Annotated in this window: 16 protein-coding genes; 9 read left to right on the forward strand and 7 right to left on the reverse strand. The window is 64.6% G+C overall.

The window, feature by feature from the left end; genetic code table 11:
• The first annotated feature begins 15 nt into the window (after positions 1–15).
• From flgG to WP12_RS14725, 8 genes are all read left to right on the forward strand, one after another.
• Entirely contained in the window at positions 16–804 is a 789-nt protein-coding gene (gene flgG, locus WP12_RS14690) for a flagellar basal-body rod protein FlgG (RefSeq protein WP_046194430.1), read from the forward strand.
• A complete protein-coding gene (locus WP12_RS14695) occupies positions 785–1,483 on the forward strand; it encodes a flagellar basal body L-ring protein FlgH (RefSeq protein WP_046194431.1) in 699 nt (232 codons plus the stop codon). Before flgG ends, WP12_RS14695 begins: the two co-directional genes overlap by 20 nt.
• A 27-nt stretch (positions 1,484–1,510) precedes the next feature.
• Entirely contained in the window at positions 1,511–2,614 is a 1,104-nt protein-coding gene (locus tag WP12_RS14700) for a flagellar basal body P-ring protein FlgI (protein WP_046194432.1), read from the forward strand.
• Positions 2,611–2,961 (forward strand): rod-binding protein, encoded by a 351-nt coding sequence (locus tag WP12_RS14705; RefSeq protein ID WP_046194433.1) that lies wholly within the window; start codon positions 2,611–2,613, stop codon positions 2,959–2,961. The genes WP12_RS14700 and WP12_RS14705 overlap by 4 nt, the downstream gene beginning before the upstream one ends.
• Entirely contained in the window at positions 2,961–4,316 is a 1,356-nt protein-coding gene (gene flgK, locus WP12_RS14710) for a flagellar hook-associated protein FlgK (protein WP_046194434.1), read from the forward strand. The genes WP12_RS14705 and flgK overlap by 1 nt, the downstream gene beginning before the upstream one ends.
• 13 nt (positions 4,317–4,329) lie before the next feature.
• The gene (locus WP12_RS14715; protein WP_046194435.1) at positions 4,330–5,187 is read left to right on the forward strand and encodes a flagellin; all 858 of its coding nucleotides are present in this window, start codon (positions 4,330–4,332) and stop codon (positions 5,185–5,187) included.
• 117 nt (positions 5,188–5,304) lie between these two features.
• Positions 5,305–6,168: a flagellar motor stator protein MotA gene (gene motA, locus WP12_RS14720; protein WP_046194436.1), complete on the forward strand. Its 864-nt coding sequence runs from the start codon at positions 5,305–5,307 to the stop codon at positions 6,166–6,168.
• Positions 6,169–6,196: 28 nt separating this feature from the next.
• Positions 6,197–7,222, forward strand: a complete 1,026-nt coding sequence (locus tag WP12_RS14725) for a flagellar motor protein MotB (RefSeq protein WP_046194437.1) — start codon at positions 6,197–6,199, stop codon at positions 7,220–7,222.
• A 90-nt stretch (positions 7,223–7,312) separates the two neighbouring features.
• Here the strand turns inward: WP12_RS14725 and WP12_RS14730 are convergent, their stop codons facing one another.
• From WP12_RS14730 to WP12_RS14745, 5 genes are all read right to left on the reverse strand, one after another.
• Positions 7,313–8,185, reverse strand: a complete 873-nt coding sequence (locus WP12_RS14730) for a hypothetical protein (protein ID WP_046194438.1) — start codon at positions 8,183–8,185, stop codon at positions 7,313–7,315.
• A gap of 77 nt (positions 8,186–8,262) precedes the next feature.
• Entirely contained in the window at positions 8,263–8,391 is a 129-nt protein-coding gene (locus WP12_RS26240; RefSeq protein ID WP_268794735.1) for a hypothetical protein, read from the reverse strand.
• Positions 8,388–9,638 carry an adenosylmethionine--8-amino-7-oxononanoate transaminase gene (locus tag WP12_RS14735; RefSeq protein ID WP_046194439.1) on the reverse strand — a complete coding sequence of 417 codons (1,251 nt, stop codon included), beginning with the start codon at positions 9,636–9,638 and terminating at the stop codon, positions 8,388–8,390. Before WP12_RS14735 ends, WP12_RS26240 begins: the two co-directional genes overlap by 4 nt.
• Entirely contained in the window at positions 9,635–10,264 is a 630-nt protein-coding gene (gene bioD, locus WP12_RS14740) for a dethiobiotin synthase (RefSeq protein ID WP_046194440.1), read from the reverse strand. The genes WP12_RS14735 and bioD overlap by 4 nt, the downstream gene beginning before the upstream one ends.
• Positions 10,261–11,370 (reverse strand): 8-amino-7-oxononanoate synthase, encoded by a 1,110-nt coding sequence (locus WP12_RS14745; protein ID WP_046194441.1) that lies wholly within the window; start codon positions 11,368–11,370, stop codon positions 10,261–10,263. The genes bioD and WP12_RS14745 overlap by 4 nt, the downstream gene beginning before the upstream one ends.
• A gap of 130 nt (positions 11,371–11,500) precedes the next feature.
• Between WP12_RS14745 and grpE the strand changes: the two genes are divergently transcribed.
• Positions 11,501–12,043: a nucleotide exchange factor GrpE gene (gene grpE, locus WP12_RS14750; RefSeq protein ID WP_046194463.1), complete on the forward strand. Its 543-nt coding sequence runs from the start codon at positions 11,501–11,503 to the stop codon at positions 12,041–12,043.
• 42 nt (positions 12,044–12,085) lie between these two features.
• Here the strand turns inward: grpE and WP12_RS14755 are convergent, their stop codons facing one another.
• The gene (locus WP12_RS14755) at positions 12,086–13,021 is read right to left on the reverse strand and encodes a sulfotransferase family protein (RefSeq protein WP_046194442.1); all 936 of its coding nucleotides are present in this window, start codon (positions 13,019–13,021) and stop codon (positions 12,086–12,088) included.
• On the reverse strand, positions 13,021–13,497 hold the full coding sequence (locus WP12_RS14760; RefSeq protein WP_235399149.1) for a copper chaperone PCu(A)C: 477 nt from the start codon (positions 13,495–13,497) through the stop codon (positions 13,021–13,023). The genes WP12_RS14755 and WP12_RS14760 overlap by 1 nt, the downstream gene beginning before the upstream one ends.
• Between the last annotated feature and the right edge of the window lie 34 nt (positions 13,498–13,531).

The following is a 13,531-nucleotide window of genomic DNA, read 5'->3' on the forward strand; positions in this document are numbered from 1 at the left end:
ACGGAGTAGCTTTCGATGAGCAACGCAGCATTGCATGTCGCCCGTACGGGCCTCGATGCGCAGAATATGCGCATGCAGGTGATCGCCAACAATCTGGCGAACGTGAACACCACCGGCTTCAAGCGCGACCGCGCAAGTTTCGAGACGCTCGCCTATCAGGCGATGACCGCGCCGGGCGCGGCCTCGTCCGAGTCGACCAAGTTCGCCACCGGCACCAATCTGGGGACCGGCGTTCAGATCAACGGCACCGCCAAGATCGACACGCAGGGCGGCCTCCAGGCGACCGGCAACGCGCTCGATATGGCGATCGAAGGTCCGGGCTATTTCCAGATCCAGATGCCCGACGGGCGGACCGGCTATACCCGCGACGGCAATTTCAACCTGTCGTCCGACGGCACGATCGTAAACAGCGACGGCTATCAGCTGCAGCCGCAGATCCAGATCCCCGAAGGCGCGCAGAATATCACGATCGGCGCCGACGGCACCGTCAGCGTGACGGTCGCGGGCCAGACCGAGGCGAGCGAGGTCGGCAAGATCGAACTGGCGCGCTTCGTCAATCCGGCGGGCCTCCAGGCCGAGGGCAACAATCTCCTCACCGAAAGCGGCGCATCGGGCCAGGCCCAGGTCGGCGCCGCCGGCGTCGATGGCCGCGGCAATATCCGTCAGGCATCGCTCGAAGGCTCGAACGTCAACATCGTCGAGGAACTCGTCGACATGATCGAGACGCAGCGCGCCTATGAAGTGAACAGCAAGATGATCTCCTCCACCGACCAGATGCTGCAATATGTCAACCAGAACATCTAATCTCGACGTGATGGCCTATGCCCTCAACGGCGTCATCGCGGTGCTGATGCTCGGCACCGCGTTTCAGCCGGTCGACGCCAGAAAGCGCGATCGCGATCCGGAATATGCACCGACCTATTCGGCGCAGCCGATGGCGCCCGTCGCCAACGGCGCAATTTTTCAGGCATCGAACGGCTATTCGGCGCTGACCAACGGTGCGCGGGCCGCAATGGTGGGCGATATCGTCACCATTTCGCTGGTCGAGCGCACCCAGGCGACCAAGTCGAACAGCGCGTCGACCGATCGCTCCGGCGAGATCAGCCTGACCCCGCCGACCACCGGTCCGGCCTCCTTCTTCAACCCGGCCGACATCGGGGCGAGTGGCGGCAGCACCTTCGGAGGCAAGGGTGCGGCTGCCCAGTCGAACCAGCTCAACGGCGAGATCAGCGTGACGATCGCGCGGATCTATCCCAACGGGACCATGCTGGTGCGCGGCGAAAAAATGCTGACGCTCAACCGCGGCGACGAGAATATCGCGATTACCGGGATCATCCGCGCAGCGGATATCGGCCCCGACAACCGCGTTGCATCCACCCGCGTTGCCGACGCCCGCATTACCTATTCGGGTAAGGGCGAGATCGCACGGGGCTCGCGCCAGGGTTGGCTTAACCGTTTCTTCAGCATGTTGAGCCCATTCTAATTTAAGTTTTTCGAGGATGTGCCGTTCATGTATCGCGCGTTGATCACTTTCCTGTTCTGTCTCGGCGGCCTCTCGCTGTCTGGCGTCAGCCATGCCGAGCGGATCAAGGACATCGGAACCTTCCAGGGTCTGCGCGCCAACCAGCTCACCGGCTATGGCATCGTCGTCGGTCTCGCCGGCACCGGTGACGACAGCCTCGACTATTCCACGCTGGGCATGAAAGGCGTCGCCTCGCGCTTCGGCCTCCAGCTTCCGGCCGGGGTCAATCCCGCGCTGAAGAATGCGGCCGCCGTGATGCTGACCGCCGAACTTCCCGCCTTCGCCAAGCCTGGCCAGCGCCTCGACGTCACCATCTCGGCGCTGGGCAAGGCCAAGTCGCTGCGTGGCGGCACGCTGATCATGGCGCCGTTGCTCGGGGCGGACGGCCAGATCTATGCGATGGCGCAGGGCAACCTCGCGGTCGGCGGTCTCGGCATCGATGCCGCCGACGGTTCCAAGCTCACCATCAACGTGCCCACCGCCGGACGCATTCCGGGCGGGGCTACCGTCGAGCGCAGCGTCGATTCCGGCTTTGCCAGCACGCCGCAGCTTCGCTTCGACCTGGCTGAAGCCGACCTCACCACCTCGCAGCGCGTCGCCGCCGCGATCAACGCGAAGCTGGGCGCCAATGTCGCCCGCTCGATCGATGCGACCACGATTACCGTCGAGGCAGCCGCCGGCGCGGAATATCGCACGACGATGATGAGCCAGATCGAAAATATTCAGGTCGAGACCGCCGACGCCGCAGCGCGGGTCGTGGTCAACGCCCGCACCGGCACCGTCGTCATCAATGGCGCGGTTCGCATCGCTCCCGTCGCTGTCACACATGGCAAGATGACCGTGCAGGTCGACGAGAAGCCGCAGATCATCCAGCCCAACGCCTTTTCGAAAGGCGAGACCGCGGTTCAGCAGTCGAGCGCGATCAAGGTCGACCAGGAAGCCCGGCCGATGTTCGAGTTCCAGCCGGGCGCCTCGCTCGCCGAGATCGTCAAGGCGGTCAACGCGATCGGCGCTTCGCCCGCCGATCTGGTGGCGATCCTCGAAGCGCTCAAGCAGGCTGGCGCGATGAAGGCGGAGCTCGTGGTGCTATGATCAACGGCGTTTCCATCAAGGCGGGCGCGCTCGCCGATCCGAAGGCTGCCGAGCTCGATCAGCTCAAGGCCGCCGCGAAGCAATTCGAGGCGATCTTCACGCGCCAGATGCTCAAGTCGATGCGCGACTCGAAGCTTGCCGAGGACGATCTGTTCGGCAGCGATGCGACCGATCAGTTCCGCGAAATGCAGGATTCCAACTTCGCCGACGAGATGGCCAGCAAGGATTCGCTGGGCATTGCCGATCTCCTGGTCAAGCAATTCCAGGCGCGGGTCGGCAAGTCCGCGCCTGTGGCCGATGCGCCGTCTGCCGCCGACGCCGCGGCCAACACCGATAGTGCAAGCTGATGGCCGATCTGCTCAGTATCGGCCGATCGGGCGTCATCGCCTACCGGGCCGCGCTGTCCACAGTCGGTGAGAATGTCTCGAACGCCGAGACCGAAGGCTATACCCGTCGCACGGTGTCGCTCGGTGAATCGGCGGTCGCGACCTCCACCAACTATATGTACCGCTCGTCGGCTGTGTTCGGCGGTGTCGAGGTCGGCAGCGTTCAGCGCGTCTTCGACAATTACCGTTCATCCTATGCCCGCTTCGCCAATTCGGAAGCCGAGCGCGCGAACGCCCGGGCGAGCTGGCTCGAGACCGCCGAAGCGGCGCTTAATGATTCAGACGTCGGCCTCGGCGTGAAGATGAGCACCGTCTTCACCTCCGCCGAAGCGCTTAGCGCCGACGTATCGAGCGATACCAACCGCCAGCAGATGCTGACCTCGCTTACCGACGCAGCCTTTCAGTTCAACGCCACGGCGAGCAAGCTGAAGAGCGCGGCCGATGGCGTCTCGACGGCGGCGCAGAACACGATCGACAAGCTCAACGCCGATCTTCAGACGCTTGTGCAGATCAATTCTGGGCTGCGCCGCGCGGAAACGGGCTCGGCGGGCAAGGCGCTGCTGATGGACCAGCGCGACGCTTTGCTGAAGAGTATTTCGGGCGCGGTCGGCATCGATGTCAAATTGCAGGACGACGGCCGTGCCGATGTGACGATGCAGGGCGACGCATCGGTCCACTTGGTCGACGCAACCAAGACCAGCCCCAGCTATGTCGGCATGATCGAGGCAAGTGACGGGCGGTTGTCGCTGACGGCGTCGGGCTATGGAACCGCGGTCAACATGGCGCCGCAGTCGGGCGCGCTCTCCGGACTCGTCGATGTGTCGAACTCGATCGCGTCGCGCCGCCAATCGCTCGATGCGATCGCAGCCAACTTCGCCAATGTCATAAACACCTGGAATCAGGCGGGCGTCGATCGCACCGGCGCCGCAGGGGCGGCGCTGATCAGCGGCACGACCGCAGCCACGCTGTCGGTCGCTACCACCGATCTTTCCAAGATCGCCGCGGCCACCAGCGGTGGCGCGGCCAATGGCAACGCGCTGGCGCTCAAGGATTATCGCAATTCGAACGGGCCCGAAGCGGGCTGGGCGCTGCTCGTGTCGAACCATGCGCAGAGCGTGGCGGCGGCGAAGGCGGAGCAGACTGCGACGTCGACTCAGCGTGACGGCGCCCTGTTGCAACTCGATGAGGTCACCGGCGTCGATCTCGATGTCGAGGCGGCGCAGCTGCTGCGTTTCCAGCAAGCCTATAACGGTTCGGCGAGGATCATCCAGATCGCGCGCGAGACGCTCCAGGAAATTTTGGGTCTCTTCAATTGAGGGGTTTTGAGCGGTGATCACGGCTACCCGATACCGCGCGTTGGCGGAAATCAACCGGCAAGCCAAGCTTGGCGCCGAAATCGCGCGTGCGCAGACGGAAATATCGACCGGCAAGCGCATTCAGGTCGCCTCCGACGATCCGATCGCCTCGGCAAGGGTTTCGGTGATCCGCAACGCGCAGGCCGATCAGACGGTATGGGCCCGCAATATCCAGAGCGCCAAGTCGATCGCCGCCGAGGTAGATACCGCGCTGTCGGGGGTGTCGGACATCTTCAACCGGGTGAAGGAGCTGACCCTGGCCGGCGCATCGGAATCGGTATCCAGCAACGACCGCGCCGCAATGGTGCAGGAACTCGCCTCGCTCCGAACCGCGTTGACCAACCTTTCGACCTCGACCACCCCGACGGGGCAGTCGCTGTTCCCGACCGACGCGCCGTTGCTGGTGTCGACTTCGGCGACTCAGCGGCTGCCGGCCACCGCGCAGCGATCGACGGTGTTCGAGGGCATTTCCTATGCGCATGGATCCGATACGCTCGACTGGGTCATCGGCTCGGCGATAGACGCGATCGCGACCGACGACGTGACGGCGCGTCGCGCCGCCGCGAATACGGCGATCAGCGACATCGACAAGGCGATCGGCCATGTCACCAATCAATATGCGGCGCAGGGCGTGCGTGCGGCCCAGCTCGATAGCGCGGCGGAATCGATGGAAAGTGCGTCGATCCAGCTGTCGGAGGAGCGCAGCAAGCTCGAGGATACCGATGTCGCATCGACGGTGATGAGCCTCAATGCGAAGACGCTTAGCCTTCAGGCGGCGCAGATGGCGTTCGCCAAGGTCAATCGAAACACTTTGTTTGATCTTCTGAGTTAAGAGATTCTCACGACGCTTGGATAAAGCCTGTGCTTATCCTGCCGTTAACATTGAAGGGGAAGGCGCGAGACCCGCGCAAATGTCCCGAAATCGATATTCCCGTGGGAGTGTGCGTTCATGTTTGCTGGCATCGGCCTCGTTATCCTTCTCGCCATGGTGTTCGGCGGCTTCGCGATCACCGGCGGTGATCTCGCGCCTGTCCTTCACGCCATCCCGCACGAAATGCTGATCATCGGTGGCGCTGCCGTCGGTGCGCTTGTCGCGGGCAATTCGATGAAGGAACTCAAGGCTTTCGGCGGCGGCTTCGCAAAGGTCTTCAAGGGTCCGAAGTACAACAAGAAGGACTATCTCGACGTCATCTTCCTCGTTTCCTCGCTGATGAAGAAATTGCGGACCGAGGGCCCTGTCGCGCTCGAGCCGCATATCGAGGATCCAAAGGCGTCGACCCTGTTCGCCGAATATCCCAAGCTCCTCAAGGACAGCACGCTGATCCATATGATCACCGACACGCTGCGCCTGATCGTCATCTCGTCGGGCACGCTCGATCCGATGGCGGTCGAGGACGTCATGGATAACGCGCTCAAGACCCACCACCATGACGAGATCAAGCCCGCCGACATGATGCAGGGCCTGGCCGACGCGCTTCCGGCGCTGGGCATCGTCGCCGCCGTTCTCGGCGTGGTGAAGACGATGGGCTCGATCGATCAGCCGCCGGCCATTCTCGGCGCGATGATCGGCTCGGCGCTCGTCGGTACCTTCCTCGGCATTCTGCTCGCTTATGGCATCGTCGCGCCCTTCGCCGGCCGCTGCCGCCAGGTGATCGAGGCGGACTCCGCGATCTATGGCGTGGTCAAGCAGATCATCATCGCTTCGCTTCATGGTCACCCGCTGCCGCTGGTGATCGAGGCCGCGCGCTCGGGCATCAGCCATTCGAACCAGCCGGCTTTCGCCGACGTGTTCGACGGCATGCGCGGCCGCTAAGTCCAGTTACGCAAGGGACCGCTGATCCATGGCGCAATCGCCTGCAAAGCGTGGCAAGAATGAGCCCGAACCCAGACCGATAATCATCAAGAAGATTATCGCGGAGGGGCATGGCGGCCATCATGGCGGCGCGTGGAAAGTGGCCTATGCCGACTTCGTGACGGCAATGATGGCGTTCTTCCTGCTGATGTGGATTCTTGGCGCGACCACGGAGAAGCAGCGCAAGGGCATCGCCGATTATTTCACGCCGACGATGGTTCAGCTCCGGGAAAAAAGCGCGGGCGCGAATGGCCTGTTCGGCGGCGAATCGATCGTCGACAGGGACAATTATCCGCACCGCGCGGCGCAGACCGGCTCCAAGTCGATCACCATCCCAAAGGATGCATCGGGCGGCGACAAGGAAGGCGGCGCGGCGGTGCGCGCGAAGGAGCGCGTCGCGTTCCAGAAGCTCAAGGCGATCCTGGAGCAGAAGATGGCGAGCAATCCCGCCATGGCTTCGATGGCCAAGAATGTCCGCTTCATGGAAACGCGCGAGGGCCTGCGCATCGATCTGGTGGACCAGGCCGACTTCACGATGTTCAAGTCGGGCACCGACCAGCTGTCGGATAAGGCGCGCGAACTGATGAAGCAGGTCGCCGAAGTCGCCGACCTCGCCGACAATGCGGTGATCGTGCGCGGCCATACCGACGCGATGCCCTATTCGAAGGGCCGGATGGTCAACAACTGGACGTTATCTGCCGCGCGCGCCGAATCGACGCGCCGGGCGCTGTCCGACTATGGCGTGCCGAACAGCCGCTTTGCCCGCATCGAAGGCGTCGCCGACCGCGAGCCCTATGTGCCCGAGGATCCCTATGATCCGCGCAATCGCCGCATGTCGATCACGCTGGCCTGGTCTTCGGACATCGGTGGCGCGTCGGATGGCGGTACGGGTGGCACCGGCGGTGCTGGCGGCGAACGCAAGCCCGTCGACCTGATGGCGGGTGGCGGCGCGAACGACCCCACCGCGATGCCTGCGGCCGCGATGGCGCAGATGGCTGCGGCCAAGAAGCACTGAGCCATTATCATTCCAGCGAAAGCTGGAGTTTCGGTTTTCTCGCCCGGAAGAAGCCAATGAGATCCCAGCTTGGGCTGGGATTACGGCTTACTAAGCGTCTAGCGTGGTATCGCTGATCGTGCCGTCGCCACCGGAGGCGAGCATCATATAGGCGAGCATCGCGGTGTTGGGGTTCGGCTTCAGCAGGTTGAGGCGCGGGGTGTTGCCCATCATCGCCAGCATTTCGTTGGTGTCGGGCGAGGACTTGCCGTCGCCTTCGAAAACCTCGCGGGCATAGGCCAGCCGCATGCGGTCCGCCGAGAGCGGATCGGCCGCGCGGACCGGAGCGACCGGCGAACCATTGTCGTCGATCTTCTTCGCCATCAGCGCATAGACCTGGCTCAGCGACCGGGCGCTGCCGCCATTGTCGTAGAAGATGCTGCGGTTGGCGCGCGCCTCGCGCGGGAAGAGCGACGCGGCGCTCGCATCGGGCCGCGCATCGGCGGCCTTCAGGAATTTGGAGGCCCCTTCGAGGCCCAGGAAATGCGCGAAATAGAGATCGGCCGGGCGCGGCTGGCGGCCCAGCGCCGATTGTAGCCCTTGCGCGTTGTCGCTGGCGAACTCGGCCGCCATCAGCGACGACGCCTCGGGTTGATTGCGCAGCGCCATCACCTGTTCGCGGACCGCGCCATTGACTTTCCAGCTGCCATCGCCGCGCCGGCTGATCGCATCGGCGGCCCAGCCGAGGCCATGTTTGGCGCCGTACATTTTCACCGCGCCGAGCCAGCTCTGATCGATGAACTGGAACAGGCCTCCCGCCGAACTCGACTGCGCCTTGGCATTGGGGTTCAGCCCGCTTTCGGACTTCGCCTGGTTGAACAGATAGGAGAAGTCCACCCCGACGCGCTGCGCGGCACGGCTGATCGCGCCGCGCACGTCATTGACGTCGCGTTCGATACGGCCGCCGAAATCGGTCAGGCTCATGGGAGGGGTCCTGTTAACACCCCTTAATTATCGTCGATCATAGTTAACGAAAGGTTGCCGCCGGATCGGGGCCGGCTTCAGACTTTCGGCTGATCCTCGTCCTTGTCTGGATTGTCGCGCGGCAGTCGCTTGATCCGGGCGATCCCCGCGAACATCGGCAGGAGCAGGACGAGCAGGAGGATCGCCGCGACGATCTGTTTCTTCAAATCGCCACCTCGCGCGCCGCCGCCAGGATCGCCTCGTAGATCGCGTCGAGATCGGCATCGTCGATGCAATAGGGCGGCATCACATAGACGGTGTTTCCCATCGGTCGCAGCAACAGCCCGCGATCGCGGAAGAAGCGGCCGAGGACCGGCGCCATCGCCGACAGATAATCCCCGTACGGATCGACGAACTCCATCGCGGTGATCGTGCCGAGCTGGCGCTTGTTGACGATCGCCGGGTGGTCGAGCGCGGTGAGCCGCCGCGTCTGACGATAGCTGAGGTCCAGGATGCGCCGGCGGACCGGCTCGTCGCGCCAGATGGCGAGATTCGCATTGGCGGCGGCGCAGGCGATCGGGTTCGCCGTATAGCTCGACGAGTGAAAGAACATCTTCCCGCGATCGTCGGAACGATGCGCGTCGAAAATCTCGCGGGTCGCCAGTGTCGCCGCCAGCGGCACCGCGCCTCCCGTCAGCCCCTTGGACAGGCACATGATGTCCGGCGCGACCTCGGCCTGCTCGCAGGCGAACAGGGTGCCGGTGCGGCCCCAGCCAGTCATCACCTCGTCGGCGATGAACAGCACGCCCGCCCGCGCGCAGACGTCGCGCAGCGCCTTCAGCACATGGGGCGCATAGATCAGCATCCCGCCCGCGCCGAGGATCAGCGGCTCGACGATCAGCGCGGCGGGCGGTGCTTTCGCACACAGCCGTTCGAGTGCGGCGATCGCGGCGTCGCCATCGCCGGTCGGGAAGGGAATGGTGTCAACGTCGAACAGCAGTGGCTGATAGGCGCGGTTATAGACGCCGCGCTCGCCGACCGACATCGCCCCGATCGTGTCGCCATGATAGCTGTGCTCCATCACCGCAATACGATGCCGGGGCTCGCCGCGATTGAGCCAGTAGCCAAGCGCCATCTTGAGAGCCACCTCGACGCTGGTCGATCCGCTGTCGGAAAAGAACACATGCGCGAGCGGCCCGGGGGTGATGTCGACGAGATCCTGCGCCAGCGTCTCGGCGGGTTGATGCGTCCACCCGGCGAAGATGAGCTGGTCGAGATGCTGGGTCTGATCGCGGATCGCAGCCATAATCCGCGGGTCGCAATGACCGTGCGTCGTCACCCACCAGGAGGAGATCGCGTCGATATAGCGGCGTCCCTCCACAGTGTAGAGCGCGGCGCCCTGGGCGCGGACCACCAGCGGGATATCCTCGCCCAGGCCATGCTGGGTGAAGGGATGCCAGACGGGCGAGGTCAAGGCGCGAAATCCTCGATGTCGAAGGCTTCGTCGAACGCCTTGGCCAGACCGGCGGCGTCGAGCGGATCGATCCAGGGAAGGCGGCCCAGTCTTTTGACCCCGGCGATTCCGGCTATGGTGCGCTCGCTTTCTTCGTTGGCGTCGCCGACGAAGGCGACGCCCAGGATCGGAATATCGCGCGCGCGCAACGCCTCGATGGTCAGCAGACTGTGGTTGATCGTCCCCAGCGTGGTCCGTGCGACGACGACCGTCTCATAGCGCCAGCGCGCGAAGATATCAGCGAAGAGGAGCCCGCCGGCGAGCGGCACCAGCAGGCCGCCCGCGCCCTCGATCACGAGCCGCCGGTCACAGGCCGGTGGATCGAGCAGCGCGGGGTCGATCACGACATTTGCGATCGCGGCTGCCTGATGCGGCGAAGCCGGGGTCTCCAGCCGATAAGCCTCGGGCAGGATGCGCCCGGCGGGAACGCCGGAAAGCCGCCGCACCGTATCGCTGTCGGTGCCGTCGGCCAGTCCCGCCTGCACCGGCTTCCAATAGCAGCCGTCGATCGCGCGGGTCAGCCCGGCGGCGAAGACGGTCTTGCCGGCATCGGTGTCGGTGGCGGTGACGACGATGGCGTGGGTCATGCGGTCAGCTCGCTGATCGCATCGGCCAGCTGAGCGACGATCGCCTCGTCGACGTTGAGGGTCAGCGAGATCCGCAGCCGCGACGTTCCAGGAGGGACGGTCGGCGGGCGGATGCCGCGCACGTCGAAGCCGCAATCCTGCAGGGCAGTGGCCACCGCCATCGTCCGGGCGTCGTCGCCGAGGATGACGGGAATGATCTGCGACCCTGTAGAGGGCAGACGGGTTCCGGCGAAGGCGATCAGCCGGGCGAGGCGTTCGCGCCGTTCGGGCTGGCTGCGCAGCAGGGTGAGGCTGGCGCGCACCGCGGCGGCGGCAAGCGGGGAGGGCGCTGTCGAGAAAATGAAGCCCCGCGCCTTGTTGACGAATATGTCGGCGAGGACGCGCGGGCAGCAGATCAGTGCGCCCTCGCAGCCGAGCGCCTTGCCGCAGGTCCGGAGCGTCACGACATTCTCGCGGCCTTCGAGCGCATGAGCGAGGCCCCGGCCATCGGGACCGAACACGCCGGTGGCATGCGCTTCGTCGATGACCAGAAAGGCTTCTTCGCGGTTGGCCAGCGCGGCGAGTTCGTCGAGCGGGGCGATATCGCCGTCCATGCTGTAGAGGCTTTCGACCGCGATCCAGACCCGCCCTGTGTTGCCGGCGGCGCGCCAGTCGCGAATCGCGTCGGCGAAAGCCTGCACGTCGCCATGCGCGGCGGAAATCGCGGTGGCGCGGCCGAGGCGTATCCCTTCATGCGCGCTGGCGTGGATCAGCGCGTCGTGGACGATCAGGTCGCGGCCCGCCGGCAGGGTCGAGAAGATCGCGCTGTTGGCGGCAAATCCCGTCGAGAAAAACAATGCCGCCTCGCTACCGAAATAAGCCGCGGCTTCGGCTTCGAGCGCCTCATGCTCGGGATCGTTGCCGCGGAGCAGCCGCGATCCGCCCGCGCCTATCGCGACGCCGCGATCGAGCGCGGCGGCGACCGCTGTACGCAGTTCGGGTGCGGCCGACAGGCCCAGATAGTCGTTCGACGCAAAATCATGTCCGGCGCGCGCGATCAGCCTTCGGCTGCGTGACCTTTGCGCAATCAGGCTCAGGGCCTCGCGATGGGCGTCGAGGATCGACATGCGGCTGCCCTAGTGCGTGCACCGATTTGATGCAAAAAATACTGAACCACTGGTCGATTGCCTTCGTTTGACTATATCAGCGCGCGAAGCGATGGCGGGCGCGGCCCGAGACATGAAACCGGAAGCAGGCATGAGCGAAGAGAAGATCGGCGAGAACGACATGGAAACCCCCGTTGTTGCGGAAGAGGAAGGCGATTCTGAAAGCCCCTTCGCCCGGCTGGAAGGCGAACTGGAGAAGCTGCGCAACGAGGTCCTCTACGCGCAGGCGGAAACCCAGAATGTGCGTCGCCGGCTGGAAAAGGAAAAGGCCGACGCCTCGGCCTATGCCGCGACCGGCTTCGCGCGCGACATCCTGTCCGTCGCCGACAATCTTGGCCGCGCGTTGCAGGCGATTCCGGGCGAATTGCGTGAGGACGACCGGATCAAGCCGCTGCTGACCGGGCTCGAGATGACCGGCAAGGAGCTCGACAATGTGTTCCAGCGCAACGGCATCACCAAGATCGAGGCGATCGGCGCGAAGCTCGACCCGAACAAACATCAGGCGATGGTCGAGTTGCCGCATGCCGAGGCTGAGCCAGGCACGGTGATTCAGGAGATGCAGGCCGGCTATATGATTAAGGATCGGCTGCTGCGCCCTGCGCTCGTGGGTGTCGCGAAGGCGGGCGACGCATGAATATCGGCGTCATTCCCGCGAAAGCCGGGATGACGCTTCACGTTAATCGTCGCTGCGGGCCATCAATTCGGCCTGTTCGCGCTTGAGACGGGACTTGGCTTTCTTGCGGCCGAAGCGAGCGGTGTAGACGCTTTTCAGCCAGGCGCCGGTGCCGAGCAATTCGCGGCGGTGATTAGCGAGAGTCAGCTTGTTCTGGATATGGAGCGCCGTCCGCCGCAGGATCGCAGGTGGGCGCACCGTGGCGCTTAGAAAATAGCCGTTCTGAAGCAGCCAGCGGGCGGCACGGTGCTCCGCTGCGGACAGTTCGGCAATGTCCGCCTTGCGCCAGCGGCCTGTCGGTTCGCGGTGGAGCGCTTGCGCGGGGCCGAGCATCGCCGGATCGAACGGAAGCCCCAAAAACTCGCAAATCCGCTGCAACTCATAGCTGGTGTCGCTTGCCAGCACTTCATAGCGCAGGCTGAGTTGTCGCTCGGCGGGCAGCTTGTGCGACATCCGGTCCCACAGCACCTCGGCATCGACCCAGCCGGCGATACCGTGCCACAGATTGCCCGCCCGCCGCGACGCCACGGTCGCCTGCGCGACGTCGCGTCCGTCGCGAACGAGGTGGATGAAGCGCGCATCGGGCCACAGCCACAATATCCGGTCGAAATGACGTTGAAGCACCGCGCCGACGATCGGTGCGCCCGGCTTGGTCGCGGCGACCTGTTCCAGCATCGCCTGGGCGATCCCGGTGAAGGGTGTGCCCGGTGGCACAGTGAGGCCGAGTCGCTTGAAGCGGATGTTGAACTCCACCGAGCGCAGGAAGGCGTCGCGCTTCATGAAGCGGCCTTCGGAGCTGATCGCGTCGACCAGGAAATCGAACTCGGACGCCATCGCGATCGCGGGATGCAGGGCCAGCATCTGCCGCAATGTCTCCGCGCCCGATCGCGGCGCCGCGACCAGGAAGAGCGGGGATGGGATCGGCGGCGTGCTGCTCATCAGGGGTGCATATGCTCCATGTCGTCACCGGCGGCCACCGTCTTGGCCTCGGCTTCGATCCTGGCGCCGCTCTGGAAGGTGAAAAGCATCGGGATCGCCGTGCCGGGCGTGATTCGTGCATCGACGCCGAACAGCATCGCATGCTTGCCTCCAGGCGCGAACGATACGTCCGCTCCCTTGGGCAGTGGCACGTCGGCCATCTGCCGCATCGTCATCACGCCCCCGTTCATGACTTCCTCGTGCAACTCTATCTTGTTCACCACCGCGCTGTCGATGCGGAGCAGCCGATCATCGGCCCTGGCGCCCTTCACGACGAAATAGCCCGCTGCGGGGCGGCCTGCCACGGCGGGGAGGCGCACCCAGGCATCCTCGACAACCGGTTTTTCCGCGCCCTTCGGCTGGCAAGCGGTGAGAGCGAGGGCGGCAAAGCTGATGGCGAGCAGGCGGCGCATTCCGAACTCCATGAAAATCTGCACGCCAATTAGTCCGCCTTGCGTCTTGCAGCAATCG

The sequence above is a fragment of the Sphingomonas sp. SRS2 genome, from assembly GCF_000971055.1.
Classification (GTDB): Bacteria; Pseudomonadota; Alphaproteobacteria; order Sphingomonadales; family Sphingomonadaceae; genus Rhizorhabdus.